Here is a 26,891-nt window from a genome sequence, read left to right as displayed (position 1 = left end):
CCTGTAGGCGCTAAACTCAAAGTGATGTCCTTCTTGTCCTCCCTGGCTGGAATATAAAAATGAAAAATAATAATAGCCCGCTACGCCACCTACCCTGGCTGCTGCTGGCGATCGTTGGAGCGTGCGCCCTGGGCGTCGTGGCCTTGCGCCGCGGCGAGGCGATCAACGCCTTGTGGATCGTGGTCGCCGCCGTGGCGATCTATCTGGTTGCCTATCGTTACTACAGTCTGTTCATCGCCAACAGTGTCATGCAGCTCGATGCCAATCGGGCCACGCCGGCGGTGCTCAACAACGACGGTCTGGACTACGTGCCGACCAACAAACACATTCTTTTCGGTCACCACTTCGCCGCCATTGCCGGCGCGGGGCCGCTGGTCGGGCCGGTGCTGGCGGCGCAGATGGGCTATCTGCCCGGCACGCTCTGGCTGATCGCCGGCGTGGTGCTGGCCGGTGCGGTGCAGGACTTCATCGTCCTGTTCCTCTCCACCCGTCGCAACGGTCGCTCCCTGGGCGACATGGTCCGCGAGGAAATGGGCCGCATCCCGGGGACCATCGCCCTGTTCGGCTGTTTCCTGATCATGATCATCATCCTCGCCGTACTGGCGCTGATCGTGGTCAAGGCACTGGCCGAGAGCCCATGGGGCATTTTCACGGTGATGGCGACCATCCCGATCGCGATGTTCATGGGCGTCTACATGCGCTACATCCGCCCGGGCCGCATCGGTGAGATTTCCATTGTCGGCGTGCTCCTGCTGCTCGGTTCGATCTGGCTGGGCGGGCAGATCGCCGCGGATCCGGTCTGGGCCAAGGCCTTCAGTTTCAACGGCGTGCAGATCACCTGGATGCTGGTCGGTTACGGCTTTGTCGCCGCGGTGTTGCCGGTGTGGCTGATCCTGGCACCGCGTGACTACCTGTCGACCTTCCTCAAGATCGGCACCATCATCGCCCTGGCGATCGGCATCCTGATCACCATGCCTGTGCTGAAGATGCCGGCGCTGACCCAGTTCGTCGACGGCACCGGCCCGGTCTGGAAAGGCGGCCTGTTCCCGTTCCTGTTCATCACCATCGCCTGCGGCGCGGTGTCCGGTTTCCACGCGCTGATCGCGTCCGGGACCACACCGAAGCTGCTGGACAAGGAAACCAACGCCCGCTACATCGGTTACGGCGGCATGCTGATGGAGTCCTTCGTGGCCATCATGGCGATGGTCGCCGCCTCGGTGATCGAGCCGGGCGTGTACTTCGCCATGAACAGCCCGGCCGCCGCGGTCGGCGCTGATGCAATGGCGGTGGCGCAGACCGTTAGCAGTTGGGGCTTTGCGATTACCCCGGACGCCCTGCAGGCGGTGGCCAAGGACATCGGCGAAACCACCGTGCTGGCCCGTGCCGGCGGTGCGCCGACCCTGGCGGTCGGTATCGCGCAGATCCTCCACCAGGTCCTGCCCGGTGAGAACACCATGGCGTTCTGGTACCACTTCGCGATCCTGTTCGAAGCGCTGTTCATCCTGACCGCCGTGGACGCCGGTACCCGTGCCGGGCGTTTCATGCTGCAGGATCTGCTTGGTTCCTTCGTGCCGGCGCTCAAGCGTACCGAGTCCTGGACCGCCAACCTGATCGCCACCGCCGGTTGCGTGGCAATGTGGGGTTACCTGCTGTACCAGGGCGTGATCGACCCGCTGGGTGGCATCAACACCTTGTGGCCGCTGTTCGGCATCTCCAACCAGATGCTCGCCGGTATCGCGCTGATGCTCGGCACCGTCGTGCTGATCAAGATGAAACGCGAGCGCTACATCTGGGTCACCTTGCTGCCGGCCGCCTGGTTGCTGATCTGCACCACCACCGCCGGCTTCATCAAGCTGTTCGACGCCAACCCGGCCATCGGTTTCCTTTCCCTGGCGAAGAAATACAGCGTAGCGTTGGAGGCCGGGCAGGTGATTGCCCCGGCCAAGGACATCGACCAGATGCAGCACGTGATCTTCAATGCCTATACCAACGCGGCCCTGACGGCGCTGTTCCTGTTCGTGGTCTTCAGTGTGCTGTTCTATGCGATCAAGGTCGGTGTCTCGGCCTGGGGCAACAAGCAACGCACCGACAAGGAAACCCCGTTCCAGGCCGTGCCTGAAGCGTAAGAGAGGAATGCGGACATGTTCAACGACCTGAGTCGTCTCGGTAAATACCTCGGTCAGGCTGCGCGCCTGATGGTCGGCATGCCCGACTACGACACCTACGTCGAGCATATGCAGACCAAGCACCCGGACAAGCCGGTCATGACGTACGAGGCGTTCTTCCGGGAACGTCAGGAAGCCCGTTATGGCGGCAAGGGCGGACCGAAGTGCTGTTGATCCAGGCCAGGCTCCCTTGAGGGAGCCCTGTGTCCTTCACGGCTGAACACCGTCACTGTGGGAGCCGGCTTGCCGGCGATGGCGATCTTTCGGACGCTATCGCCAGCAAGCCGGCTCCCACAATTTTTAGCGTATGGGAGATCTTTGTTTGTCAGTTCCTATTCCTGTGACCGTCCTGAGCGGTTTCCTCGGCGCCGGCAAGACCACGCTGTTGCGCCATCTGCTCAAGGCCGAGCACGGCCTGAAAATCGCCGTGATCGAGAACGAATTCAGCGATGCCGGGATCGATACCCAACTGCTCGGCGCCGAGCCTGTGCAGGTGATGACCCTGTCCAACGGCTGCGTCTGCTGCACCATCCACACCGACCTGACCAAGGCCCTGTACCTGCTGCTGGAGCGCCTGGACAGCGGCGAAATCGCCTTCGACCGGTTGGTGATCGAGTGCACCGGACTGGCCGACCCGGCCCCGGTGGCGCAGACCTTTTTCATCGACGAGGAGTTGCGCGAGCGTTACCTGCTCGACGGCATCATCACCCTGGTGGACGCCGCCCATGCCGAACAGCACCTGACCCAGGCCATCGCCCAGGCACAGATCGGTTTTGCCGACCGGCTGCTGGTGAGCAAGCGTGACCTGGTGGATGAGGCGAGCTTTACCGCGCTGAGCGAGCGACTGACCCGGATCAACCGCCGGGCGCCGATCCGCATCGTCGAGCACGGCGCCATCGATCTGGCGGAACTGCTGGATGTGCGTGGCTTCAACCTCAATGCCGACCTGGGGGGCGGCTTGAGTTTGCGCCCCGTCGGCAAGGCACCGTCCATTGACCGCATTTCCAGCCTGGTGCTGCGCACCGATCAGCCGCTGGATATCGACAAGCTCAGTGAGTTCATGAATGAGCTGCTGGAAGAGCACGGCAAACAGTTGCTGCGCTACAAGGGCGTGCTGAACATCGCGGGAGAGCCGCGCCGCATGGTGTTCCAGGGCGTACTCAAGTTGTACGGTTTCGACTGGGACAGCGAGTGGGAAGAGGGCGCGGCACGGGAGAGCGTGATGGTGTTCATTGCCGACGAGCTGCCGGAAGAGAAGATCCGCGAGGGATTTACCCGAATGGCAACGGGTTGATGGCAAGCCTGCGGTTCTAGAAGCAGCGCACCGTTCCAGCCTGGAGATACTTGCGGGCCATTTTCACTTCCGCCGCCTGCGCCGTGGCGGCGAGCATTTTTTCGTAGGCGACTTCGACGCCTTGCGGTGCCTGGGGCGAAGGGGTGAGGGCAAAGCAGTTGTACTCGGTATCCGTGTTATCCGTGGTTGTTTGTGCGTGTACGGCCGTGCAGGACAGGATGCCGAACACGGCCAGGGTGGCGCCCCGGATAATGGCTTTGATCATGGCTGAAACCTCGTTTTGAATGAGGTATCAGCATGTTCTTTGCGCGTCGATGGCAGTATTGGCAAAAGCCGCCGGTGGCAGAAAGGCGTTTCCGTCCTTGTGCGTAGAACCTGATGTTTCCTTAACAGAACAGCATGACGGCAAGCCGATCCAGATAATCGCTCATCCGCTCGATGGCCGCCCTGGCATTTCCGTTCTCCAGGGCATTGACGATGGCCTCACGGGCCCGCCAATCCTCGAGGCGCGTCGAATGTTGCGCCAGGGCCAATCCGGTCAAGGGCACCAGTGCGCCGAGAAAGTTCGCCAGGGGCGCATTGCCGGCCATCCTGGCCAACTCCAGGTGAAATTCGCCACCCAGTCTGGTCGCGGTGCTCCGCCGGCCACCTTCAGTGCTCTGGCGCTCCCGGGCGACCAGCGCGCGTAGCGGTTCGAACGTCAGGCCGGCGGCCCTGGCACAGGCCAGCGGGATAACGCTGGTTTCGGCCAGTCGCCGGGCTTGCAGGGTCTGGCGGATCTGTTCGGCATCCGGTTCGGCAACCCGGGCCCTCTGGTTCGGGCGGGTGACAATGACCTGTTGTCGCGCCAGGCGGGTCATCACCCGGCGTACCTGGCTGCGGCCCGCGCCATAGGCCCGGATCAAGGCGTCTTCGCTCAAGCCGTCGGCAAACTGGCGCTCGAGAATGTCTTCGAACACCTGGGCATAGAGCGTCTCGGCGCAGCAGGCCGGGCCCAGGGGCTGCGCGAAAGCATGCCGGGCGGTGAAGGGCAGGGGTGTCGCAACGCTGTTCATATCCGGTCTCCCCTTGGCGGGTGGGTTATTGCTCGGTACTGCCCAGATGGTCGTCCGGGATCGTCAGTTCGATGCCCATGCGCAGGCCCTCCTGGAGGATGTGCCGACGCATTTGCGCGCTGGCCAGCGCGCTGTTCTTGTCGCGGATGGCGCGCACCACGGCTTCATTTTCCTGCAGGCGTTCGGCCAGGTGCTGCGGTGAGTTGCGCAGGACCTCGGCGCTCTGCTTGAGGGCATTGCTGGTCTGCTGCACCACGTTCTGGAAAATCGGATTGGAGGTCAGGGCGAACAGCTCTTCATGGAAGGCGATGTAGGCGTTCATCCCGGCTTCGCTGTCGTTGGACTCCAGGGCTTCACGCATGTCCATCAGGGTCAGGCGCAACTGGCCGACCTCCGTGCTGCTGATGGACTGTGCCACCAGCCCGACGATAAACGGCTCCAGGGTGTAGCGCAGTTGCAGCACATCTTCGAGGCTGGCGTCGGCCACGCCGCTGTGGGTGGCGGCGGTTTCGCTGGGCGCGGCGTCGAGCACCACCACCCCTTTGCCCGGCATCGAGCGCACCAGGCCGAGGGTTTCCAGGACGGTCACCGCTTCGCGCAGGCTGGGGCGGCTGATGCCCAGTTGTTCGGCCAGTTCACGCTGGCCCGGCAGCATCTCGCCGGAGCGCCACTGGCCCCGGGCCAGGGCTGCCCTGAGTTTTTCTACCACTGAGTTGACGACGGTTGACGAGGTAATCACGGTTTGCTCCCTGTTGAAACGGTCAGGCCACGACCCGGGGCCGGCGAGGGTCTCGCGGGCCCGGTTCGGTACAAGTGCCCGTCCCTGGGCGTATCCCATCAGAACTCCTGCTGATGAGCCGGTGCCACCGGCTTTCTCGGTTGAAAGGTATAACCTTGCTGGCCATCGAGGACTTTTTGGGCTCGTTGGACATCGATGTCTTTTTCCCAGCGGGCGATGGCGACGGTCGCCACGCAGTTGCCGATCAGGTTGGTCATGGCCCGGCCGATGCCCATGAACCAGTCGACCGCCAGCACCAGCACCAGCCCGACCACCGGGATCGCCGGGATGGCGGTCAGGGTGGCGGCCAGGATCACCAGGGCCGAACCGGGAATGCCGTGGGCGCCCTTGGAGGTGATCAGCGACACCAGCAGGATGGTCAGCAGGTCGGTCAGCGCCAGCGGTGTACCGGTGGCGTTGGCGATAAAGACGATGGCCAGGGTCAGGTAGATCGAGAAGCCGTCCAGGTTGAACGAGTAGCCCGTCGGGATCACCAGGCCGACCGTCGAGCTGCCGATGCCCAGGTGTTCGAGCTTGCGCATCACTTGCGGCAGGACGGCATCCGAGGAGGCGGTGCCCAGCACGATCAGCAGGTCTTCGCGCAGGTACTTGAGCAAGGGCAGGATCCGCAGGCCGGACAGGCGCATCACCAGGCCCAGGATCACCAGCACGAAGGTCAGGCAGGTCACGTAGAACAGCGCCACGAGGCTGCCCAGCTGGCGCAGCGACTCCAGGCCGTAGGTGCTGGTGGTGAAGGCGATGGCACCGAACACCCCGAGCGGCGCCAGGCGCACGATCATGCCCATGATGCGGAAGATCACGTGGCTGAGCTCATTGATCAGCCGGGAGATGCCCGACGCGGACTCGCCCACCAGGTTCAGGGCGCTGCCGAACAGCACGGAGAACAGCAGCACCTGGAGGATGTTGTTGTCGGCAAAGGCGCCGATCACCGAGTTGGGAATCAGGTCCATCAGGAACTGCGAGGCCCCGCGCAGATGCTGGCCGCGGTCGGCGAGATCGCCCATGGCCGCCTTGGACAGTTGTTCCAGATGAATATTGGCGCCGCTGCCGACACCGGTGGAGAAGGCCAGGATCAACCCGATCAGCAGGGCGATGGTGGTCAGGATTTCGAAGTAGATCACCGATTTGAGGCCGATCCGTCCGACTTTCTTCAGGTCGCCGGCACCGGAGATGCCGCTGACCACCACGCAGAAGACGATCAGCCCGATGAGCATCTTGATCAGTTTGATGAAGCCGTCGCCCAGGGGTTTGAGTTGGACGGAAAATTCGGGAAGGGTGAGTCCGCAGATGATGCCGAGCACCAGTCCAAGGACAACCTGAAGGAATATCGAACGCGAGCACCATCTGAGCATGACGAGGATCCTGGTCGGTGTTCCGTTATCCGGGCCGGGGCCGCAGACTTGGAACTTAATTGTTGTGGTCTTACCGGTATGTCCAGTGCGAGTTCAGTCTACGCCCGGTTTTTCCGGGATCACAAGGGGTTTTTCGTTAAATTGGTTGGACCGGTCTGACCAGTTGGTTGACTTCACCGGCCGTGAAGGCTTTGGCTCAAGGCTTGTGACGGGTTTTCTCCAGGCGAAAAAAAGCCCGGTCATTGCTGACCGGGCTCTTGTGCTGCGGCGGGGTGCGGGCTGATTAAGCGCCGTAGACCGGCAGCTTGGCGCAGATGGCCTTGACCTTCGCACGAACGGCGTCGATCACCGCTTCGTTGTTCAGGTCAGCCAGGATGTCGCAGATCCAGCCGGCCAGTTCGCGGCATTCGGTTTCCTTGAAGCCGCGGGTGGTGACGGCCGGGGTACCGAAACGCAGGCCGGAGGTGACGAACGGCGAGCGTGGGTCGTTTGGCACCGAGTTCTTGTTCACGGTGATGAAGGCCTTGCCCAGTGCGGCGTCGGCGTCTTTACCGGAGATGTCCTGCTTGATCAGCGAGAGCAGGAACAGGTGGTTCTGGGTACCGCCGGAGACCACGTCGAAACCACGCTGGATGAACACTTCGGCCATGGCCTGGGCGTTCTTCACCACTTGTTGCTGGTACGCCTTGAACTCAGGCTGCAGCGCTTCCTTGAAGCAGATCGCCTTGGCCGCGATCACGTGCTCCAGCGGGCCACCCTGGGCGCCCGGGAACACGGCGGAGTTCAGCTTCTTCTCGATTTCGGCGTTGGCACGGGCCAGGATCAGGCCGCCACGTGGACCGCGCAGGGTCTTGTGGGTGGTGGTGGTGACCACGTCGGCGAACGGCACCGGGTTCGGGTAGACGCCGGCGGCGACCAGACCGGCCACGTGAGCCATGTCGACGAACAGGTAGGCACCGACTTTGTCGGCGATGGCGCGGAAGCGCGGGAAATCCAGGAACTGCGAGTAGGCGGAGAAACCGGCCACGATCATTTTCGGCTTGTGCTCGACCGCCAGGCGCTCGACTTCGTCGTAGTCGATCAGGCCGTTGGCGTCGATGCCGTACTGCACGGCGTTGTACAGCTTGCCGGAGGAGGACACGCTGGCACCGTGGGTCAGGTGACCGCCGTGGGCCAGGCTCATGCCCAGGATGGTGTCGCCAGCCGACAGCAGGGCCAGGTAGACCGCGGCGTTGGCCTGGGAGCCGGCGTGCGGCTGGACGTTGGCGTAGTCGGCGCCGAACAGTTCCTTGGCGCGGTCGATGGCCAGCTGCTCAACCACGTCGACGTATTCGCAACCGCCGTAGTAGCGCTTGCCCGGGTAGCCTTCGGCGTACTTGTTGGTCAGCACCGAGCCCTGGGCTTCCATCACCGCGGGGCTGGTGTAGTTTTCCGAGGCGATCAGCTCGATGTGCTCTTCCTGGCGCTGAGCTTCTTGCTCCATGGCGGCAAAGAGATCGGCGTCGTACTTGGCAATAGTCAAATCACGGCTGAACATGGCGGTCCTCAAGGATCGGGGGCAGAAAAGGAAAGCATTCTAACCCAATGGGTTTTATCTGGCATATGAAAGGGCATCATGTCGCAGATAAGCGGCATTCACCTGGGGTGTTGCGGTGTTTGTTCGGGCCTCATCGCCGGCAAGCCGGCTCCTACAGGTCCGTGCTTGGCCGCAAGTTATCGTCGTGCCCGAAACCCTGTGGGAGCCGGCTTGCCGGCGATGGCGTCAGGCCAGGCGCCGCAGGACTTCAGTCGAACATGAACAGCGCATCATTGCTGAACTGCGCTTCAAAGCGATTGGCCGCCATCGGCCGGCCGAACAGGTAGCCCTGCACTTCGTCGCACCCGTGCTCGCGCAGGAAATCGAGTTGCTCGTGGGTTTCCACGCCTTCGGCGATCACCGCCAGGTTCAGGCTGTGGGCCATGGCGATGATCGCCCGGGCGATCTGCGCGTCCTGTTCGCCCGACGGCAGGCCGTCGACGAAGGTGCGGTCGATCTTCAGCACGTCGATGGGGAACTGCTTGAGGTAGTTCAGCGACGAGTAGCCGGTGCCGAAGTCGTCCACCGCAATGCTCAGGCCGAGGTTCTTGAGGCCGTCGAGGATCAGCATGGCCTCGCTGACTTCGCGCATCAGGATACTTTCAGTCAGTTCCAGCTCCAGGCACGCCGGCGGTACCCCGGTGTCCTTGAGAATGGTGGCGATCCGCGTGCCCAACTGGCCGTCGGAGAACTGCCGCGCCGAGATGTTCACCGAGACCTTGGGCACCCGCACCTTGGCCAGGTGCCAGGCCTTGAGCTGGCGGCAGGCTTCGGCCAGCACCCAGTCACCGACATCCACCACCAGCCCCAGTTCTTCGAGCACCGGGATGAAATCCCCCGGCGGCACCAGCCCGCGCCGTGGGTGGCGCCAGCGCAGCAGGGCTTCGGCCCCGGTCAGGCGCTTGCCGTCGCCGCTGAACTGCGGTTGGTAATACAGCACGAACTCGTTCTGCTCCAGGGCATGGCGCAGGTCGCTCTCCAATTCCAGGCGCTCCAGGGCGCTGGCGTTCATGTCGGCCTGGTAGAACTGGAAGTTGTTCTTGCCGCGCTCCTTGGCGTGGTACATCGCGGTGTCGGCGTTTTTCATCAACTGGCTGAGCTCGCTGCCATCCTGCGGGCTCAGGGCGATGCCGATACTGGCGGTGACGAAGAACTCACGGCCTTCGAGCACGAACGGCGTCACCAGGCTGGTGAGAATCTGCTCGGCCACATGAATGGCCCGGTTCAAGGCCATTTCACGGGTGGCGCGTGGTTGCAGCAAGAGGGTGAACTCGTCGCCGCCCATGCGTGCCACGGTGTCGTCGTCGGCCACGCAGGCCAGCAGGCGGGTGGCCATTTCCTTGAGCATGCGGTCGCCGGCGGCGTGGCCCAGGGAGTCGTTGATCGGCTTGAAACGGTCGAGGTCGAGGAACATCAGCACCACCCAGGACTTCTGCCGCTCGGCCTGTTGCAGCGCGGTGTGCAGGCGGTCCTGGAACAGGGTGCGGTTGGGCAGGTGGGTCAGGGCGTCATAGTAGGCCAGGCGGTGAATGCGCTGTTCGCTGGCCTTGCGCTCGCTGATGTCGGTGAAGAAGCACACATAGCTCGCCAGGTCGCCTTCGTCGTCGAGTACCGCGGTGATGCCGACCCAGGCCGGGTAGTGCTCGCCGTTACGGCGCTTGAGCCAGACTTCACCCTCCCAGGTGTTGTGCTGTTCCAGTTGCTTGAGCACATAGCGCAGGTGGGCTTCCTGCTGGTCGTCGACGGTGAGCAGGTTCGGCAACTGGTCCAGCACATCGGCCGCGGCATAGCCGCTGACCCGGCTGAACGCCTCGTTGGCCTGGACGATGTAGCCGGCCGGGTCAGTGATCAGGATCGCCGAGGTCGAATGCTCGAAAACCGTGGCCGCCATGCGCAGGTCTTTTTCCGCGCGGCGCTGCTGGCTGATGTCACGGCCGATGCCGAGGATGCCCTCGAACGCGCCGTGTTCGTCCCACACCAGCACCAGGCGCAGCTCGATGGGGATCTTGCGCCCGTCGGCCTTCAGGCAATCGAACAGGAACAGCTGGGTTTGCACCTGCTCGCGCAGCCTGGCCAGTTCCTCGGGTTTGTCCAGCGCCTTGCTGACCCGCTCCATCAACAGGTAGATGCCCGTGAGTTGCTGCGGGTTGGCAATAGCGGACTGCCAGCCATTCTGGAACACCCAGTCGACTTCATAGCCGAGCACGGCCAGGACCGACGGGCTGACGTAGTTCAGGCTCAGGTGGCCGTCGGTGGAGAAAATCACGTCGCTGATGCTTTCGGCGAGCATCCGGTAGCGTTTCTCGCTGTCGCGCAGCGACTCGCTGGCCTCGATCTGGTCGGTGACGTCCTTGGCCACGCCGATGATGCGCGTGACCTGGTCGTACTTGTCCCGGGCCAGGGCCTGCTCACGGACCTCGAAACACCGCCAGTGCTCGTCGCGATGACGGAAGCGCAGCTGGCACTGGAGCAACTGGCTGTAACCGGCATGGCGCTGCTGCTGGCGCAGACGGTGATAGTGCTCGGCGTCTTCGGGGTGCAGCAGGATCTCCCAGAAGTACTCGCCCATCTGGTGCAGCTCGGTCTTGTTGTAGCCCAGGGTCTGGCCCAGGTGGTGGTTGCTGAAGATCATCCGCTGGCTGATCACATCCTGCACATACAGGTGGTCCGGCACGGTACGGACCACGTCCGACCAGAAGCCCTCGCGTTCCAGCAACGACAATTCGATCAGCTTGCGGCTGGTGATGTCGGTGATGCTCAGGATCACCGAACTATAGTCGCAAGGGTTTTCCGGCAGCCGCAGCACCAGCCACAGGTGCTGGTCCTGGCCTTGGCCGTCGCTGAGCTTGATCTCCAGTTCCAGCTGCTTCTGCTGGTTGAGCAGGGCTTCGACCAGCGGGTAGCCGATACCGGCGGCATTGCTCGGGCAACCCTCGATCAGGCAGCCCCAGGCGCTTTCGCGGGAGTCGACGTTGAGCAGGCCCAGGGCCACCAGGTTGACCTCGGTGATCCGCAATTCCTGCAACAACAGCCGGCGGTGCTCGGGATCATGGGCGATCCAGTGCTTGAGCGATTCGCTGTCCTGCAGGCGATGTTGTTCGAGAAAGCCCGGCAGCCCGGACAGGTCGAGGACGCACAGGGCAACGCCGGTCCCCTCGAAAATATCCTGGTAGCGCCGGCGTCCTTCAGTGACCTGGCGCTGGCGCCGGCGCATGTTGATCAGTGCCAGCACCGGCAGCAGCGACACCCCCAGCCCCAGCAGGCACTTGCCGATCAGGGCCGGGAGCAGGTCCTCGACCACCTTGCGCGGGTCGAACAGGCCGCGCAGTTGCCAGTCGCTGTTGGACAACGGTGCCACCAGCACGCTGTTGGCTTCTTCGTCGGCTTTCAGCGGTGCCGGCGTGGGGGCGATGTCGTCGTCGCGGCTGATCACCAGGTGGTTGTCGCGGTTTTCGATCAGCCAACTGGCGCCCGACGTCTGGTTACCCGGGCGGGTGAGGTCCTGGAACAGCCGGGGCGACAGGCGAAGGACCCAGTAGCCATTACTCTCGCCGCTGACCTGCTGCAACAGCAGGTGAACGGCCGAGCCGTGGTCGTCATTGGTGAAGTAGTAGGTCTGTTTACGGTTGCTGTGCCTGACCTGTTCGGCGAGGAAGGCGGCATCCCGGCTGTCGGTGGCGGTGTCGCCGATCAGCCGGCCCTTGTCGTCGAGCAGGGCGATGCTTTGCAGGTCCGGCATCGACACGCGCACCCGGTCGAGCAAGGCCAGCAGTTCTTCGCGATTGTTGGGTTTCTCGAAGATCGGTAGCAGATTGAGGGCGATCTGCGCATTGAGCGCCATGTTCAGGCTGACGCGCTCCGCCATGTCGGCGCTCGAGTCGATGCTGTTCTGGCGTTGCAACTGGCGGGTTTGCTGGAATTGATCGATCAGTTGCCAGAACAGCAGGGCGAGCAGGAACAGCACCAGCGTGGCCAGCATGCCTTTGAGTGTCCCGCGCAGGGGCGGAGCCGAAGCAGGGCTGGCTGCACGCGCGGACGATGGCGGATTGGCGTTGGTCAAACTGTGATCCTGCGGTTGGGCTGGATTGGCGCGACATGCACTATAAGCCGGACGCCCGAAGGGCGGCTAGCATGCCTTGAGTTGTGGCAAAGTGCCAGTCCCGTTCGACCGAGCGGTTTGCCCTGTCTGTCGCATTCAGGTAGTTTTACCGGTTACGCGCCAGCAATTCACGCTCCCTATTCAAAGGTGTCGACCGGTGTGGCCATGAATTGACCTCTTGGCTGTCCACGGGTCCGGTTCACTGCGGGTACCGCTCGCGCCCTTATTCATCCGTCACTGACGCTAGGTTCTCCATGGCTCAATACGTCTTCACCATGCATCGGCTGAGCAAAGTTGTTCCGCCGAAGCGGGAAATCCTGAAAAACATCTCCCTATCGTTTTTCCCGGGCGCCAAGATCGGCGTGCTCGGCTTGAACGGTTCGGGTAAATCCACCTTGCTGAAAATCATGGCGGGTGTCGACACCGAATTCGACGGTGAAGCCCGGCCGATGCCCGAGCTGAACGTCGGCTACCTGCCCCAGGAGCCTCTGCTCGATCCGAGCAAGACCGTGCGTGAAGTGGTCGAGGAAGCGGTCAGCGTGATCAAGGACGCCCAGGCCCGCCTGGATGAAGTCTACGCCGCCTACGCCGATCCGGACGCCGATTTCGACAAGCTGGCCGCCGAACAGGCCAAGCTCGAGGCGATCCTGCAGGCCAGCGACGGTCACAACCTGGAGCGCCAGTTGGAAGTCGCCGCCGATGCGCTGCGCCTGCCGGCCTGGGAGGCCCGGGTCGAACACCTGTCCGGCGGTGAAAAGCGCCGTGTGGCCCTGTGCCGCCTGCTGCTGTCGGCCCCGGACATGCTGCTGCTCGACGAACCGACCAACCACCTGGATGCCGATTCCGTGGCCTGGCTGGAGCACTTCCTGCACGACTTCCCGGGCACCGTGGTGGCGATTACCCACGACCGTTACTTCCTGGACAACGTCGCCGGCTGGATCCTCGAACTCGACCGCGGCGCGGGCATTCCTTACGAGGGCAACTACTCGGGTTGGCTGGAAGCCAAGTCCGATCGTCTGGCCCAGGAATCCAAGCAGCAGTCGGCCCATGAAAAGGCCATGAAGGAAGAACTGGAGTGGGTGCGCAAAGGCGCCAAGGCTCGTCAGTCGAAATCCAAGGCGCGTCTGCAACGCTTCGAGGAAATGCAGTCGCAGGAATTCCAGAAGCGCAGCGAGACCAACGAGATCTACATCCCGGCCGGTCCGCGCCTGGGTGACAAGGTCATCGAATTCAAGAATGTCACCAAGGGCTATGGCGACCGCGTGTTGATCGACAACCTGTCGTTCAGCATGCCCAAGGGCGCGATTGTCGGCGTGATCGGTGGTAACGGTGCCGGTAAGTCGACCCTGTTCCGCATGCTGATGGGCAAGGAAACCCCGGACTCGGGCAGCATCGAGGTCGGTGAAACCGTGCAGCTGGCTTGCGTGGACCAGAGCCGTGAGGACCTGGACGGCAGCAAGACGGTGTTCCAGCAGATTTCCGATGGTTCCGACCAGATCCGTATCGGCAACTACGAGATTCCGTCGCGTACTTATGTCGGTCGGTTCAACTTCAAGGGCGGCGACCAGCAGAAGTTCGTCAAGGACCTCTCCGGTGGTGAGCGCGGGCGCCTGCACCTGGCGTTGACCCTGAAAGAGGGCGGCAACGTCCTGCTGCTCGACGAACCGTCCAACGACCTCGACGTGGAAACCCTGCGTTCCCTGGAAGAGGCCCTGCTGGACTTCCCGGGCGCGGCGATCGTGATCTCCCACGATCGGTGGTTCCTGGACCGGGTGGCCACGCACATCCTGGCCTATGAAGACGATTCGCAGGCGGTGTTCTTCGAAGGCAACTACACCGAGTACGAAGCCGATCGCAAGAAGCGCCTTGGCGATGCCGCGGCACAGCCGCACCGTGTACGGCACAAGAAACTGGCCTGATCGCTGACCTTTGTAGGAGCGAGCTTGCTCGCGATGGTCGTTAACGATAACGCGGGGCGCCTGTCCCCCCGCGGCGTCTTCGAGTCCATCGCGAGCAAGCTCGCTCCTACAGGTTTTTCGGTGTCTTCAAGGTTCCATTACTCTCACTGAATGTCAGCCGGTTCGATCCGCACGATCTCGATCGACTGGTCCCCCGCCGGTCGTTTCCACAGCACTTCATCGCCCAGGCGCGCCCCCAGCAGCGCCCGCCCCAGCGGCGAGCCCCAATTGATCAGTCCGTGGGCGGCATCCGCCTCGTCCTCGCCGACCAACTGCACCTGCTGTTCCTCGTCCTGCTCATTGGCGAAGGTCACGCGACTGCCAATCTGCACCACCTCGGTGGAGGTGGCCGGGGCGGCGAGCTGGGCGCTGGAGAGGCGTTGATTGAAGTAGCGCAGGTCCCGCTCGATATCGGCCTGACGCTGTTTGTCGGCGGCTTCGCCCAAGGCATTTTGCTGGCTGTATTCGGCTTGCAGGGCCGCGACACGGCTCTGCAATTGCGCCAATCCCCGTGGGGTGACGTAATTGGGCTGTGTGCTGATCAAGCGCTCCACCGGCTGCTCGGTCTGGACAGCGGCGATCTCCTCGTTGACGAAGGCGCGGCTCATGGCAATCTCCCGTTCATGGGTATCGGATCATGCTCGCAGGGTTTGGGTTTCCCGGGATATCCGTAAGCGACCTGTGGTGGTCGGACTGCACCGCGCCGCCAGGCACCGCTCAATAGTGATACCACCTCACTTCCAGTATTACCTCGTTCTCTGGCGTCGCCAGCTTGCTGAACTCGCGCTGGGCGCTCAGGCGCAGCCCCAGGTTGCGCGACAGCTCCCATTGCTGGTTGAGGCTCAGGCTGCGGCGTACTTCTCCATTGGTGAAGTAGTCGCCCTTGGCCTCCAGGCTCAGGTTGCCCAGCGGGTTCTTCCACAGCAGGCCGCTGTCGAACCCCGCCGCCGGCGAGACCAACGCCGCGAAGTCGGCATTGTGTTCGACCCGCACGGTGCCCAGGGCAAACCCCAGCACGTCGTCGCTCAACTGCCAGGTGCCGCCCGCGCCGCCGTTCACATGGCTGACCAGGGTCTGCTCGTCGTGCCGGCCCGGCACCCGCTCCAGCCCACCGGTGACTTGCCACGACCACGGCTGCAACAGCGCGTTGCGTGGCGTCAGCGAGCGAATGGTCGCCAGGTCCAGTTGCTGCAGCTGCCAGTGATTGCCTTCGTACTGGCGCAGTTTCATCTGCAGGATTTCGATCTGCGCGCCGAGGGGAAAGCTCTCGGCGTTGTCGTTGAGGTCGTGATAGGCCATGCGCAGGCCGTACTCACCGAACGCCTGGCTGCCCCGGGTGCCGATTCCGGCCTGCCAGGTGCGTGATTCATGGCCGTTTTCCGGCAGGCCCGGGCGCTCGATTTGCAGCTCCGGCGGCGGGTTCCGGTTGATCGCCCGCAGCAGTTCGAAGCTGCGCTGGGCCTGCACCGGATCGCGCTCCTGGCCGTTGGCCCGGTAGCGTTCGAGCCGATAGGCGGCGTCGATGATCAGCGCCTGCCGATCCCTGGCCAGTTGCTTGAAGCCGGCCGATTGCTGTTGCTGCGTATCGGCACTGACTTTCAGCACCCATTGCTGTTCTTCCGGATTCAAGGATTTGGCCCGTTCCAGCAGTTCACGCTCGCGGGACGGCCGGTAGTCGATCCTCTCCACCAATCCGGCGTCCTTCACCGCCTTGACGGTGTCGGTGGGGATCGCGGTCAGCGGGAACTGTTCGGTCAGGTGCAGCCCCGGGCGTGCCACCTGCAACAGTTCCAGCAGGCGGTAGGAGCAGTTTTCATCGAAGAAGAAGTAGTCGAAGCGGATCTGTTTCAACTCCCAGACATGCTCGACCATGCGCTGGGTCTCCGTGGGCGTCAGGTTCAGCCGGTATTCCCACAGGTCGCGGTTCTCCAGGCTGCGGTATTCGGCGAGCTTCTGCTGGTAGGGCACCAGGGCGAACAGCCCCGGGTAGCCGCCCATCAGGCCTTTCCAGGCGTAGAGGAGGCTGTTGTCCGAGCCTTCGATATAGGCGCCGAAGTTGATCGCGTAGCTGAGCAGCGCGGTCTGGTCGCGCTGCACGTCGGCCTGGTCGATGCGCAGCAGGGTGTGGCCGAACATCGACGACGGGCTGTTCAGATAGGCGGCCGGAAAGATCATCACCGTGCTGTGGGGCGCGACATCCTTGAACCACTGCTTGAATTCCGTGCAGTCGGGGACGGGCAGGTCGCTCAGTTGCAGTTGCGCCTTGAGCCAGCGCGTGCGGGCCGGATAGACGCATTGGGCGTGCTGGTTGCCACGGCTGGCCGGGGCGTAGAGGGCCTCGACCGTGGCTTGCAGTTCCGCGTCCGGGTGATGGGCACCGTCGGCGGCGAGGAAGTATTTCCGGTCACTGACATAGCTGCGCCAGCCCCCCAGCTTGGCCGTCTCGTAATGGCCGAGGGAAATCCAGAAGGGGTCATGGGCCAACTGCTGCAAACGCTGGGGGGCGAGGTGCGGTGCGGCATACAGCGGGGCGCAGGCACAGAGCGCCAGGTAGGCGAGGCGTTTGAGCATGGTGGGCAACTGTTGTCGGACGAAAGGAAGCAGCGTACACAAAGCCCGCCCCGAAGGGAGCGGGCGGGTCGGGCTCAAGCCTGGGTCGCGTACTTGGCCAGGCGCGGATCGTTTTTCAGGACCTCCAGGGTATGGGCGTGCACGTCGTCGGCGGTCACGTCTGCCTTGTTGAAGATCTGCTGGAAGTGCTCGTGGGTGACCGCCGCGAAATGCGCGCGGTCCTCCGGCGCCACGCCGAGGACGACGGCGTAGGTGGTCAGGGCTTCGCCCTGGCCTTTGGCCATGTCTTCGGACAGTTCGTTCATCATGCCGTTCATGGCAAACCAGGAACGACCGCTATAGGTCAGCGAGTCACGGGTGGAACAGCCGTTGGTGCCCGAGGTCATGCCGAAGGTGGCGTTGCCGGAGGTGCCGTTGGTGGTGGAGGCCAGGACATGGGTAGGGGTGCCGCGCTGGCCTTTGAACAGCATGTTGCCCCAGCCGCAATCCGGCCCGCCCGGCGCCTGGGCCATGGCATGGAGGGAGACAACCGTGAAGAGAGTACCTAGAAGAATCCGTTTCATAGCTTTGTTCTCTTTATGTGCGTACCAATGACAAGGGGGCTGGCCTGTATCAGCGCCAGTAGGCCAGTTATCAGTCCGGCCTCGCACCTTGGAGTCTAGGCGGGTTCCCAGGGTTCCATGGTTTTTTGCTCGGGCGAATGTCGGAAGGGGTTTGTAGTCCTTGTCTGAGGACTTTTGCTCCTCCGTCGCAATTGCGCCATCGCTCGCCTTGCCAGTCAGGCATGGCGAGCGCCAGAATGCTTTCATCTGCCCCGCCTGATGTAAGGAAGCCCGATGCCTGATTCTGTTGCTGCCAGCCTGCGACTCGCGCCCGAAGCGCTGACCCGTCCTTTTTCCGCTGAACAGTTCAGCTTCTCTACCACCAATGATCTGGAGCCTTTTCGCGGTGTGCTTGGCCAGGAACGCGCGGTTGAAGCGTTGCAGTTCGGCGTGGCGATGCCGCGCCCCGGTTACAACGTGTTTGTCATGGGCGAGCCCGGCACCGGGCGTTTTTCGTTCGTCAAACGCTATCTGAAAGCCGAAGGAAAGCGCCTACAGAGTCCTTCCGACTGGGTGTATGTCAATAATTTCGACGAGCCTCGCGAGCCGCGGGCGTTGGAGTTGCCGTCGGGTAAGGCAGGCGCCTTCATCACCGATATCAATGGCTTGATCGACAACCTGTTGGCGACTTTTCCGGCGGTGTTTGAGCATCCGTCCTACCAGCAGAAAAAAAGCGCCATCGACCGCGCCTTCAACCAGCGCTATGACCGCGCCCTGGATGTGATCGAGCGCCTGGCGCTGGAGAAGGATGTCGCGCTGTATCGCGACAGCAGCAACATTGCCTTTACCCCGATGAGCGACGGCAAGGCCCTGGACGAGGCGGAGTTCGCCCAGTTGCCGGAAGCCGAGCGTGAACGTTTCCATACCGATATCGCCGACCTGGAGGAGCGCCTCAACGAGGAACTCGCCAGCCTGCCGCAATGGAAGCGCGAATCGAGCAATCAACTGCGCCATCTGAACGAAGAAACCATCACCCTGGCCCTGCAACCCTTGCTGGCGCCGTTGTCGGAAAAGTATGCGGAGAACGCAGCCGTTTGCGGTTACCTGCAAGCCATGCAGGTCTATCTGCTGAAAACCGTGGTCGAGCAGTTGGTGGACGACAGCAAGACCGACGCCGTGGCCCGCAAGCTGCTGGAAGAGCAGTACTGCCCGAGCCTGGTGGTCGGTCATCCGCTCAACGGCGGTGCGCCGGTGGTGTTCGAACCGCACCCGACCTACGACAACCTGTTCGGCCGCATTGAATACAGCACCGACCAGGGTGCGCTCTACACCACCTATCGGCAGTTGCGTCCGGGTGCCTTGCATCGGGCCAACGGCGGTTTCCTGATTCTCGAAGCCGAGAAGATGCTCAGCGAACCCTTTGTCTGGGATGCGCTCAAGCGCGCCCTGCAATCGCGCAAGCTGAAGATGGAGTCGCCGCTGGGCGAGCTGGGGCGCCTGGCCACCGTGACCCTGACGCCGCAAATGATTCCGTTGCAGGTCAAGGTCATCATCATCGGTGCCCGCCAGTTGTACTACACGCTGCAGGACCTGGATCCGGACTTCCAGGAGATGTTCCGCGTGCTGGTGGATTTCGACGAAGACATCCCCATGGTCGACGAAAGCCTGGAGCAGTTCGCCCAGTTGCTCAAGACCCGCACCTCGGAAGAGGGCATGGCGCCGCTGACCGCCGACGCGGTGGCGCGCCTGGCGACCTACAGCGCGCGCCTGGCCGAGCACCAGGGGCGCCTGTCGGCGCGGATCGGCGATCTGTTCCAGTTGGTCAGCGAGGCGGATTTCATTCGCCACCTGGCCAATGACCAGATGACCGACGCCGGGCACATCGAACGGGCGCTCAAGGCCAAGGCCACCCGCACCGGACGGGTCTCGGCGCGGATTCTCGACGACATGCTGGCGGGGATCATCCTGATCGACACCGCGGGCGCGGCCGTGGGCAAGTGCAACGGGTTGACGGTGCTGGAGGTCGGCGATTCGGCCTTCGGCATTCCGGCGCGGATTTCCGCCACGGTGTATCCGGGCGGCAGCGGGATCGTCGATATCGAGCGCGAGGTCAACCTCGGGCAGCCGATCCACTCCAAGGGCGTGATGATCCTCACCGGTTACCTGGGCAGCCGCTATGCCCAGGAGTTCCCGCTGGCGATCTCCGCGAGTATCGCCCTGGAGCAGTCCTACGGTTATGTCGACGGCGACAGTGCGTCCCTGGGCGAGGCCTGCACGCTGATTTCGGCCTTGTCGAGAACCCCGCTCAAGCAGTGTTTCGCCATTACCGGTTCGATCAACCAGTTCGGCGAGGTGCAGGCGGTCGGCGGGGTCAACGAGAAGATCGAAGGCTTCTTCCGGCTCTGTGAGGCCCGTGGCCTGACCGGTGAGCAGGGGGCGATCATTCCCCAGGCCAACGTCGCGACCCTGATGCTCGATGAGCGGGTGCTGCAGGCGGTGCGGGCCGGGCAGTTCCACGTGTATGCGGTGCGCCAGGCCGACGAGGCGTTGAGCCTGCTGGTGGGCGAGCCGGCCGGCGAGCCGGATGCCGACGGGCAGTTCCCGGAAGGCAGCGTCAATGCGCGGGTGGTGGAACGCCTGCGGGTGATTGCCGAGATGATCAGCGAGGATGACCTCAAGGAAGCGGAAAAGGAGGCGGCCGAGCAGGGCGGGGCGGCGGAGGTCAAGCTGTCCTGATGGCCGAGGGCGACTTCTAAACCTCACACCCCTTGTAGGAGCTGGCTTGCCAGCGATGAAGCCAGCAAGTCGTGCATCGAACTTGCGGACGCCATCGCCGGCAAGCCGGCTCCCACAGGAATCAAAGCGGATGTGGGGACGGAGTCAAGGCTTTGGCGCCTGCCGCCCTGGCGCCCGTTGGTCCTGCAAATCCTTGCTGTCCGTGGATTTATTCTATTCTCTGGGCAAGGAACTCCACTGTAGTCACTGGACCGATGCAACCTCCCCCTGGAGGCTGAAGACAGGATCTACCGAGGGTCGCCGCCATGCCGCGCAACCTTTGTCTTACCCGCCAATGCCTGGGTCTGGTGACCCGTATTGAATGCAGTATCCGCCCGCTCGCCGGTGATAACGGAATGTGGACCCTCCTGTTCGCCGCCGGAATGGCCGGTGAACAACCCTCGGCCATCAAGGCCCAGGGGCCGTTCCATGGTCCGGTCGTGGCCGAATCCATCCTTGAGTCGATTGTCGAAAGCCTGACCCTGCATGGCTATCAGCTGGCCGAGGACCCGCAGATCTGGTGCCTGCATTTGCAGGCCCAGCTACGGGAGATCAACGGGACGCGAGGCCGGAGCCTGGAACACTAGGACGCAGGTCCGGGAGGGTTACTCGACGGGGCCCGCCTGGGGCTTGTCGAGCTTGACCTCGAAACCGTACTCGACGGTGTTCAATGCCGTGCGCTGGTAGCTTTCCAGCCGTGTCGGCTGCCCGTAGAAATAATGCACATCATAGACGGGGGGCGAGTCCGGCTTGTCGCTATGGCTGGTGGCAAGGATTTCCTTGAGGTAGTTACCGCTGTCGTCCTTGGCGTAGAAGCGCCAGGCTTCGGAAGGGAAGCGCTTCTGGTCGACGATCAGCGCGTTGCCCTTGAGCTCCAGGCCCGTGGGCAACTGGTGGGCGTCGAGGGTGTCTTTCTGGATCTCGGCCAGGAACAACGGCATCGAGCCGACGGCATAGGCCGGCGTTTCCGGGAACAGGTTCAGGTCGTAGGTGATGCTGCCTTCCAGCGGATTGACCTCGAAGGCCTCGGTGGGCAGTTCCAGGGGCTCGCCGCGCTTGCCTTGTTCGTCCTCGGCGAAGAAGGTCACCGGGCTGTCGGTGGGCGCCCTGGGCGAACCGAGCAACTCGTCGTTGAAGGTCTTGGGGTGGTCGAACTCGATATGCGCCGCGCTGGCATCGTCCACTGACTGGCTGATGACCACGCTCTTCTTCAGCTTCTCGGCATCGAGATGGGCGTCCTTGAGATAGCTCGCCGCCTGGTCGTCGTAGACCACTACCGGCATGGGCAGCGGCTGGACATCCTGGCTGGTGCTGTTGTCGAACTGGCGGACCGGCAGGTCCAGCTCCTTGCGATTGACCGTGGCCGCGGAAAAATCCATCACGCTGATTTCCAGCTTGTCGACCATGCCGTTGAAGTAGACGCGGGTGTAGTGGCTGGTCTGTTTCGCCTCGAAGGCCTTCTGCTCGTCGTCGAGTTTTTTCCCGAACGCATCGCTCCAGCTCTTCTGTTCGAGCATTTCATCCAGTTGCTGCTGGTAAAAGGCGATCTGCGCGGCGTTTTCGTTGATGGCGCCGGCACGCGAGAGAAATTGCCCGGTGCTGTCCTTGGCCTGGACGATCAGCGGGTTGAGCGGTGTGTCACCGACCTGGGGCGTTTGCGTGGGGTTGGTGTTCAGTTCGATTTCGGCGCTGTTCTTGTCCAGCGACACCAGGGTCAGGCTGATGTTGTTGTTGCTCTGCAGCTTGCCGACGTCCTGGCGGGTCAGGTTGAAGGTCACCACCTTGCGCGGTGCGATGACTTCGACCTTGCCGTGCAGGGTCAGGGGTTGCGGCTGTTTTTTCGGATCGACTTCCATGCCTTCGACGTACGGGTAGGTGAGCGTCAGGTCGTCGGGGTTGGTCATGTTGGCGCTGGAGGGGCTCAACTGGATGCCGGGATCGGTCTCCGACCACTCGGGCTGGAAGGGGATGACCTGTTTGTTGCTCAGGGTCACCGACTGCCATTCCAGGGCATGGGGAAACGGGAACTCGGTGGGGTAGTTGAAGCTGAACGGAAAGATCGGTTGCAGGTCGGTCAGGTAGTCGGAACTGGAGGTCTTGCGCAGCACGAAGAGGCCGTTGATATAGGTGTCGGCCAGGGCCTGCGGGCTGGGGTAGTGCTTGAGCAGCGCCAGGGCATCGTCGCTGTATTCGGTTTCGATGGGCTTGTCCCGCAGGCGCAGGCGTGCCCGTTCGAGCAACAGCAGGGAACCGCCGAGGTCGGCCACGGCATCCTTGAGCTTGGGGTCCTGGAGGGTGTCGAGGGTCTTTTCGAACTGCGCGGTCTTTTCCTCGAGGCTGGTGTGTTGTTGCTTGTCTTTGGGGGAACAGCCGCTCACCAGCAGAGCCACCGATAGCCCGAGGCAACCCAGGGGAAGTCGCAAATCCATTGTTCAGTTTTCCTGTACACAGTGCACACGCGATGTCGTTGATGCCGACACTAGCAGAAAATCGCCCTGGCGCAGCTGTCCCGATGTTGAACGACGGCTTGGAGAGGGCTTTTTTCCCTCGGGTTTCAGCGCTGGTATACTCGCGGCCATTTTCAGTTGGTATGAGATCCATGGAACGTTTTGTCGAAAATACGATGTATGCCTCGCGCTGGTTGCTGGCGCCGATCTACTTCGGTCTGTCCCTGGGCCTGCTGGCCCTGGCGCTGAAATTCTTCCAGGAAGTGTTTCACGTTATCCCCAATGTCTTCGAGATGGCCGAGGCCGACCTGATCCTGGTGCTGCTGTCGCTGATCGACATGGCGCTGGTGGGCGGCTTGCTGGTGATGGTGATGATTTCCGGCTACGAGAACTTCGTGTCCCAGCTGGACATCGATGACAGCAAGGAAAAGCTCAGCTGGCTGGGCAAGATGGACTCCACCTCGCTGAAGATGAAGGTGGCGGCGTCGATCGTGGCGATTTCCTCGATCCACCTGTTGCGGGTGTTCATGGATGCCAAGAACGTCGATCCGGTGCACCTGCAATGGTATGTGATCATCCACATGACCTTTGTGCTGTCGGCCTTCGCGATGGGTTACCTGGACAAGCTGACCAAGCACTGACCCCGCTGTGCTTGTGTGCTAGTCTGCTGGCCCTTTTTGGTTTCGGGTGCACGGGGCAATGCCTGATACAACAGGTGTTTCCCGTAGCAGCCCACAGCGGAGCAGTGTTATGTCCGAAGTAAATCTGTCCACCGACGAAACCCGCGTCAGCTACGGTATCGGCCGTCAGCTGGGCGACCAGCTGCGTGACAACCCGCCACCGGGCGTGAGCCTCGACGCGATCCTGGCCGGCCTGACCGACGCTTTCGCCGGCAAACCGAGCCGTGTGGGCCAGGAAGAGCTGTCCGCCAGCTTCAAGGTGATCCGCGAAATCATGCAGGCCGAAGCGGCCGCCAAGGCTGAAGCCGCAGCGGGTGCCGGTCTGGCTTTCCTGGCGGAAAACGCCAAGCGCGAAGGGATCACCACCCTGGCTTCCGGCCTGCAGTTCGAAGTGCTGGCCCAGGGCGAGGGCGCCAAGCCGTCCCGTGAGGACAGCGTGCGTACCCACTACCACGGCACCCTGATCGACGGCACTGTGTTCGACAGCTCCTACGAGCGTGGCCAGCCGGCCGAGTTCCCGGTCGGCGGCGTGATCGCCGGTTGGACCGAGGCGCTGCAACTGATGAATGCCGGTAGCAAATGGCGCCTGTACGTGCCGAGCGAACTGGCCTACGGCGCCCAAGGCGTGGGCAGCATTCCGCCGCACAGCGTACTGGTGTTCGACGTCGAGCTGCTCGCCGTTCTGTAAGTACCGCGTGTGCCAGCAGGCGCCGGTCGTCCTTGCGAATTCAAGGGCGTGTCCGGCGCCTACAGGTGGGTGTGACGCGCTGAATCATAACCGGATCCTGGCATCCGGCTCCCCACTCGGGCGCAGCGCCCGGGCATAGCAGAACAGAAACAGGTTGCGTACCAGTTCCTTGAGCACCAGCGGCTCGCTGGAACTCAAGCCGCTGAGGTCCAGGTCGCCCTGGTCCTGCAACTCGTTCAAGGCTTCTTCTTCCAGTACCGCACAGACTTCCCCCGTTTCCCGATGCAGGATGCGCAGGTAAGGGTGTGGACGGTCCAGCCAGGCATCGATCAAATAAGTCATGTTCTCATCTCCTTGATGGGTTTGATGAGAATAATTCCTATTCAAAGAATAGCAAGCGCCTATTGGCCGATTGTTGGATTTTCTGTAGGGGATTACAGCGCCTTTAGACCTTTCTGACGAACTCGGACTTGAGCTTCATCGGGCCGATGCCGTCGATCTTGCAGTCGATGTCGTGGTCGCCATCGCACAGGCGGATGTTCTTGACCTTGGTGCCGACCTTGACCACCAGGGACGTGCCCTTGACCTTCAGGTCCTTGATCACGGTGATGGTATCGCCGTCCTGCAGGACGTTGCCCACGGCGTCTTTTTTCACGGTGTCGTCGCCAGCAGCTTCGGCTTCGCCGGTAGCGGACCACTCATGGGCGCATTCCGGGCAGACCAGTTGGGTGCCGTCTTCGTAGGTAAATTCGGAATTGCATTTCGGGCAGGGTGGCAACGTGCTCACTAAGGCTCCTCGGTTTCAGGATGACGAAAAGCGCACATTATATAGGGTTTTAGCGGGGGAGGGGATGTTGCGGTGGGAGCGGGTTTACGTGGGGCTTTGTAGGAGCCAGCTTGCTGGCGATGGACGTCAACGATAACGCGGAGAATCTGGATCACCGCGCTGCTCTTGCATTCATCGCCAGCAAGCTGGCTCCTACAGTAGATCGAGATCTCTTAGTGAGTGCGGGCGACCGCAAACTCGCTCAGCTCCACCAGTGCATCGCGGTATTCGCTGGCCGGCAGGGCTTCCAGGCAGGCGATGGCGCGCGCCACGTAGTCGCGGGCCAGTTGCGCGGTGTATTCCAGCGAGCCGGAGGCCTGTACGGCCTGGCGAATGCTTTCCAGGTCTTCGATACCGCCTTTCTGGATCGCCTTGCGCACCAGGGCCGCCTGCTCCGGCGTGCCTTCGCGCATGGTGTAGATCAGTGGCAGGGTCGGCTTGCCCTCGGCCAGGTCGTCGCCGACATTCTTGCCCAGGGTCTCGGCATCGCCCTGGTAGTCCAGCAGGTCGTCCACCAGCTGGAACGCAACGCCCAGGTGATCGCCGAAGGTGCGCAGCGCTTCGGCCTGCTCCGGCGTGGCCCCGCACAGCGCCGCCGCGCTGTGGGTCGAGGCTTCGAAGAGCATCGCGGTCTTGCCGCGGATGACTTCCATATAGGTTTCTTCGCTGGTGCTGGCGTCGCGGACCTTGGACAGCTGCAGCACTTCGCCCTCGGCGATGATGCGGGTAGCCTGCGACAGGATCTTCATCACCGGCATCGAACCCAGCTCGACCATCATCTCGAAGGAGCGCGAGTACAGGAAGTCGCCCACCAGCACGCTCGGGGCATTGCCCCACATGGCGTTGGCGGTGGAGCGGCCACGGCGCATGCCGGACATGTCGACCACGTCGTCATGCAGCAGGGTGGCGGTGTGCAGGAACTCGATGGTGGCGGCCAGCAGGCGCAGGTCGTCGCCTTCGCGACCCAGGGCCTTGCCACACAGCAGCACCAATAAAGGACGCAGGCGCTTGCCCCCGGCCGAGGTGATGTAGTCGCCGATTTTCGAGACCAGCGGTACCCGGGAAGTCAGCTGCTTCTTGATGATGCCGTCGACGGCGCTAAAATCGTCCGCCACCGCGCGGTAGAAAGCTTGGGGTTGCATCAGCGAGAGTCGCTCCAGAAGGGTTGCGCGGCATGCTAGGGCGGGGGGTCTACGCTGTCAAGGCACGCGGTCTGCACGCTTGCAATGGCCAGATGGCTTGCGTACAATCGCGCACCCTGAACTTCCTGGGCAGCACCTGCCTTACGCAATTGCATCTGGGCCGTTCCAGCCCCATGCAGCCATGCCAGCCAATACCTTTACCTATAAAGCGCTGGGTGAGCAGGATTATCGGAGAAATACCATGTCTTACGCAGTAATCGTTACCGGCGGCAAGCAGTACAAAGTCGCTCCAGGTGAATACCTGAAGATCGAGAAACTGGAAGTCGCCACCGGCGAATCCGTTACCTTTGATCGCGTTCTGTTGGTCGCCAATGGCGATGACGTGAACATCGGCGCCCCAGTTGTTGCTGGCGCTACCGTTGTGGCTGAAGTGATCTCCCAAGGTCGTCACGATAAAGTCCGCATCATCAAGTTCCGTCGTCGTAAGCACCACATGAAGCGCATGGGCCACCGTCAGTGGTACACCGAGATCAAAATCACCGGTATTCAGGCTTAATTTTCAGCCTTAATCCCCTATTGGAGTATTGAACTCATGGCACACAAAAAAGCTGGTGGTAGTACCCGTAACGGTCGCGACTCAGAATCGAAACGCCTTGGCGTGAAGATGTATGGCGGCCAGGCTATCAAAGCGGGCAACATCATCGTGCGTCAGCGCGGCACCCAATTCCACGCCGGTTACGGCGTTGGCATGGGTAAAGATCACACTCTCTTCGCTAAAGTCGAAGGCGTGATCAAGTTTGAAGTAAAAGGCGCCTTCGGTCGTCGTTACGTGAGCGTTGTCGCGGCTTAATCGCGAGAATGCTGGAGAAGCCCCGTCTTGCGACGGGGCTTTTTCGTTTGTGGGGTGAGTCTCTTGCAAAGC

General features: G+C 62.5%; 23 protein-coding genes. 10 read left to right on the top strand and 13 right to left on the bottom strand.

The annotated features are described in order from the left end of the window. Positions 1-59: 59 nt before the first annotated feature. From UCMB321_RS23675 to yjiA, 3 genes are all read left to right on the top strand, one after another. Complete coding sequence (locus tag UCMB321_RS23675) at positions 60-2,126, top strand: carbon starvation CstA family protein (protein WP_040071106.1); 2,067 nt, start codon at positions 60-62, stop codon at positions 2,124-2,126. Positions 2,127-2,141: 15 nt separating this feature from the next. Then, a complete protein-coding gene (locus tag UCMB321_RS23670; RefSeq protein WP_040071105.1) occupies positions 2,142-2,339 on the top strand; it encodes a YbdD/YjiX family protein in 198 nt (65 codons plus the stop codon). Positions 2,340-2,472: 133 nt separating this feature from the next. Continuing rightward, positions 2,473-3,459 (top strand): GTPase, encoded by a 987-nt coding sequence (yjiA, locus tag UCMB321_RS23665; protein WP_084615146.1) that lies wholly within the window; start codon positions 2,473-2,475, stop codon positions 3,457-3,459. A gap of 16 nt (positions 3,460-3,475) precedes the next feature. Here the strand turns inward: yjiA and UCMB321_RS23660 are convergent, their stop codons facing one another. From UCMB321_RS23660 to UCMB321_RS23635, 6 genes are all read right to left on the bottom strand, one after another. Next, positions 3,476-3,724, bottom strand: coding sequence for a hypothetical protein (locus UCMB321_RS23660; RefSeq protein WP_040071103.1), 249 nt, complete (start codon positions 3,722-3,724; stop codon positions 3,476-3,478). Between the two features lie 121 nt (positions 3,725-3,845). After that, positions 3,846-4,514, bottom strand: coding sequence for a GntR family transcriptional regulator (locus tag UCMB321_RS23655; protein WP_040071102.1), 669 nt, complete (start codon positions 4,512-4,514; stop codon positions 3,846-3,848). A gap of 25 nt (positions 4,515-4,539) precedes the next feature. After that, positions 4,540-5,253, bottom strand: coding sequence for a FadR/GntR family transcriptional regulator (locus UCMB321_RS23650; protein WP_040071218.1), 714 nt, complete (start codon positions 5,251-5,253; stop codon positions 4,540-4,542). Between the two features lie 98 nt (positions 5,254-5,351). After that, positions 5,352-6,665, bottom strand: a complete 1,314-nt coding sequence (locus UCMB321_RS23645; RefSeq protein WP_040071101.1) for a C4-dicarboxylate transporter DctA — start codon at positions 6,663-6,665, stop codon at positions 5,352-5,354. 283 nt (positions 6,666-6,948) lie between these two features. After that, positions 6,949-8,202 (bottom strand): serine hydroxymethyltransferase, encoded by a 1,254-nt coding sequence (gene glyA, locus UCMB321_RS23640; protein WP_040071100.1) that lies wholly within the window; start codon positions 8,200-8,202, stop codon positions 6,949-6,951. A 247-nt stretch (positions 8,203-8,449) separates the two neighbouring features. Continuing rightward, a complete protein-coding gene (locus UCMB321_RS23635) occupies positions 8,450-12,301 on the bottom strand; it encodes a sensor domain-containing protein (RefSeq protein ID WP_040071099.1) in 3,852 nt (1,283 codons plus the stop codon). Positions 12,302-12,594: 293 nt separating this feature from the next. Between UCMB321_RS23635 and ettA the strand changes: the two genes are divergently transcribed. After that, positions 12,595-14,259, top strand: coding sequence for an energy-dependent translational throttle protein EttA (gene ettA, locus UCMB321_RS23630; protein ID WP_040071098.1), 1,665 nt, complete (start codon positions 12,595-12,597; stop codon positions 14,257-14,259). Between the two features lie 143 nt (positions 14,260-14,402). Here the strand turns inward: ettA and UCMB321_RS23625 are convergent, their stop codons facing one another. The 3 genes from UCMB321_RS23625 to UCMB321_RS23615 form a co-directional block, all read right to left on the bottom strand. Then, positions 14,403-14,906 (bottom strand): GreA/GreB family elongation factor, encoded by a 504-nt coding sequence (locus UCMB321_RS23625; RefSeq protein ID WP_040071097.1) that lies wholly within the window; start codon positions 14,904-14,906, stop codon positions 14,403-14,405. A 109-nt stretch (positions 14,907-15,015) separates the two neighbouring features. Beyond that, the gene (locus tag UCMB321_RS23620; protein ID WP_040071096.1) at positions 15,016-16,869 is read right to left on the bottom strand and encodes an Lnb N-terminal periplasmic domain-containing protein; all 1,854 of its coding nucleotides are present in this window, start codon (positions 16,867-16,869) and stop codon (positions 15,016-15,018) included. 74 nt (positions 16,870-16,943) lie between these two features. After that, entirely contained in the window at positions 16,944-17,432 is a 489-nt protein-coding gene (locus tag UCMB321_RS23615; RefSeq protein ID WP_040071095.1) for a DUF3015 domain-containing protein, read from the bottom strand. A gap of 273 nt (positions 17,433-17,705) precedes the next feature. Between UCMB321_RS23615 and UCMB321_RS23610 the strand changes: the two genes are divergently transcribed. Together UCMB321_RS23610 and UCMB321_RS23605 are read left to right on the top strand one after the other, a co-directional pair. Further along, complete coding sequence (locus UCMB321_RS23610; RefSeq protein WP_040071094.1) at positions 17,706-20,147, top strand: Lon protease family protein; 2,442 nt, start codon at positions 17,706-17,708, stop codon at positions 20,145-20,147. A 305-nt stretch (positions 20,148-20,452) separates the two neighbouring features. Further along, positions 20,453-20,773 carry a PA4575 family protein gene (locus UCMB321_RS23605; RefSeq protein WP_040071093.1) on the top strand — a complete coding sequence of 107 codons (321 nt, stop codon included), beginning with the start codon at positions 20,453-20,455 and terminating at the stop codon, positions 20,771-20,773. Positions 20,774-20,791: 18 nt separating this feature from the next. Here the strand turns inward: UCMB321_RS23605 and UCMB321_RS23600 are convergent, their stop codons facing one another. Beyond that, a complete protein-coding gene (locus UCMB321_RS23600) occupies positions 20,792-22,615 on the bottom strand; it encodes a hypothetical protein (RefSeq protein ID WP_040071092.1) in 1,824 nt (607 codons plus the stop codon). 170 nt (positions 22,616-22,785) lie between these two features. Here UCMB321_RS23600 and UCMB321_RS23595 point away from each other — a divergent pair, with 170 nt between their 5' ends. Both UCMB321_RS23595 and bamJ read left to right on the top strand, forming a co-directional pair. After that, entirely contained in the window at positions 22,786-23,274 is a 489-nt protein-coding gene (locus tag UCMB321_RS23595; RefSeq protein ID WP_040071091.1) for a TIGR00645 family protein, read from the top strand. A gap of 109 nt (positions 23,275-23,383) precedes the next feature. Continuing rightward, positions 23,384-24,001, top strand: a complete 618-nt coding sequence (gene bamJ / locus UCMB321_RS23590) for a BamJ family beta-barrel-assembly machinery protein (RefSeq protein ID WP_040071090.1) — start codon at positions 23,384-23,386, stop codon at positions 23,999-24,001. Positions 24,002-24,085: 84 nt separating this feature from the next. On the opposite strand, the gene UCMB321_RS23585 is transcribed toward bamJ, so the two are convergent. The 3 genes from UCMB321_RS23585 to UCMB321_RS23575 form a co-directional block, all read right to left on the bottom strand. Further along, a complete protein-coding gene (locus UCMB321_RS23585) occupies positions 24,086-24,343 on the bottom strand; it encodes a PA4570 family protein (RefSeq protein ID WP_040071089.1) in 258 nt (85 codons plus the stop codon). Between the two features lie 103 nt (positions 24,344-24,446). Continuing rightward, on the bottom strand, positions 24,447-24,788 hold the full coding sequence (locus UCMB321_RS23580) for a zinc ribbon domain-containing protein YjdM (protein WP_040071088.1): 342 nt from the start codon (positions 24,786-24,788) through the stop codon (positions 24,447-24,449). A 212-nt stretch (positions 24,789-25,000) separates the two neighbouring features. Next, the gene (locus UCMB321_RS23575; RefSeq protein WP_040071087.1) at positions 25,001-25,969 is read right to left on the bottom strand and encodes a polyprenyl synthetase family protein; all 969 of its coding nucleotides are present in this window, start codon (positions 25,967-25,969) and stop codon (positions 25,001-25,003) included. A 241-nt stretch (positions 25,970-26,210) separates the two neighbouring features. On the opposite strand from UCMB321_RS23575, the gene rplU reads away from it, so the two are divergent. Together rplU and rpmA are read left to right on the top strand one after the other, a co-directional pair. Continuing rightward, a complete protein-coding gene (gene rplU, locus UCMB321_RS23570) occupies positions 26,211-26,525 on the top strand; it encodes a 50S ribosomal protein L21 (RefSeq protein ID WP_007950961.1) in 315 nt (104 codons plus the stop codon). A gap of 36 nt (positions 26,526-26,561) precedes the next feature. Beyond that, the gene (gene rpmA / locus UCMB321_RS30330) at positions 26,562-26,819 is read left to right on the top strand and encodes a 50S ribosomal protein L27 (RefSeq protein ID WP_084615145.1); all 258 of its coding nucleotides are present in this window, start codon (positions 26,562-26,564) and stop codon (positions 26,817-26,819) included. Positions 26,820-26,891: the final 72 nt, after the last annotated feature.

The organism is Pseudomonas batumici (assembly GCF_000820515.1).
Taxonomy (GTDB): Bacteria; Pseudomonadota; Gammaproteobacteria; order Pseudomonadales; family Pseudomonadaceae; genus Aquipseudomonas; species Aquipseudomonas batumici.
The sequence above is the reverse complement of the archived record's forward strand: the minus strand, read 5'-3'. Positions and strand labels throughout refer to the sequence as shown.

Excerpts from the sequence above, each read along its gene's own strand:
- UCMB321_RS23585 (WP_040071089.1), bottom strand. The coding sequence starts at position 24,343 with ATGACTTATTTGATCGATGCCTGGCTGGACCGTCCACACCCTTACCTG.
- UCMB321_RS23605 (WP_040071093.1), top strand. The coding sequence starts at position 20,453 with ATGCCGCGCAACCTTTGTCTTACCCGCCAATGCCTGGGTCTGGTGACC.
- UCMB321_RS23645 (WP_040071101.1), bottom strand. The coding sequence starts at position 6,665 with ATGCTCAGATGGTGCTCGCGTTCGATATTCCTTCAGGTTGTCCTTGGA.
- UCMB321_RS23620 (WP_040071096.1), bottom strand. The coding sequence starts at position 16,869 with ATGCTCAAACGCCTCGCCTACCTGGCGCTCTGTGCCTGCGCCCCGCTG.
- UCMB321_RS23670 (WP_040071105.1), top strand. The coding sequence starts at position 2,142 with ATGTTCAACGACCTGAGTCGTCTCGGTAAATACCTCGGTCAGGCTGCG.
- rplU (WP_007950961.1), top strand. The coding sequence starts at position 26,211 with ATGTCTTACGCAGTAATCGTTACCGGCGGCAAGCAGTACAAAGTCGCT.
- glyA (WP_040071100.1), bottom strand. The coding sequence starts at position 8,202 with ATGTTCAGCCGTGATTTGACTATTGCCAAGTACGACGCCGATCTCTTT.
- UCMB321_RS23655 (WP_040071102.1), bottom strand. The coding sequence starts at position 4,514 with ATGAACAGCGTTGCGACACCCCTGCCCTTCACCGCCCGGCATGCTTTC.
- ettA (WP_040071098.1), top strand. The coding sequence starts at position 12,595 with ATGGCTCAATACGTCTTCACCATGCATCGGCTGAGCAAAGTTGTTCCG.
- UCMB321_RS23660 (WP_040071103.1), bottom strand. The coding sequence starts at position 3,724 with ATGATCAAAGCCATTATCCGGGGCGCCACCCTGGCCGTGTTCGGCATC.
- UCMB321_RS23675 (WP_040071106.1), top strand. The coding sequence starts at position 60 with ATGAAAAATAATAATAGCCCGCTACGCCACCTACCCTGGCTGCTGCTG.
- UCMB321_RS23575 (WP_040071087.1), bottom strand. The coding sequence starts at position 25,969 with ATGCAACCCCAAGCTTTCTACCGCGCGGTGGCGGACGATTTTAGCGCC.
- yjiA (WP_084615146.1), top strand. The coding sequence starts at position 2,473 with ATGGGAGATCTTTGTTTGTCAGTTCCTATTCCTGTGACCGTCCTGAGC.
- UCMB321_RS23600 (WP_040071092.1), bottom strand. The coding sequence starts at position 22,615 with ATGGATTTGCGACTTCCCCTGGGTTGCCTCGGGCTATCGGTGGCTCTG.
- UCMB321_RS23615 (WP_040071095.1), bottom strand. The coding sequence starts at position 17,432 with ATGAAACGGATTCTTCTAGGTACTCTCTTCACGGTTGTCTCCCTCCAT.
- UCMB321_RS23610 (WP_040071094.1), top strand. The coding sequence starts at position 17,706 with ATGCCTGATTCTGTTGCTGCCAGCCTGCGACTCGCGCCCGAAGCGCTG.
- rpmA (WP_084615145.1), top strand. The coding sequence starts at position 26,562 with ATGGCACACAAAAAAGCTGGTGGTAGTACCCGTAACGGTCGCGACTCA.
- UCMB321_RS23625 (WP_040071097.1), bottom strand. The coding sequence starts at position 14,906 with ATGAGCCGCGCCTTCGTCAACGAGGAGATCGCCGCTGTCCAGACCGAG.
- UCMB321_RS23595 (WP_040071091.1), top strand. The coding sequence starts at position 22,786 with ATGGAACGTTTTGTCGAAAATACGATGTATGCCTCGCGCTGGTTGCTG.
- bamJ (WP_040071090.1), top strand. The coding sequence starts at position 23,384 with ATGTCCGAAGTAAATCTGTCCACCGACGAAACCCGCGTCAGCTACGGT.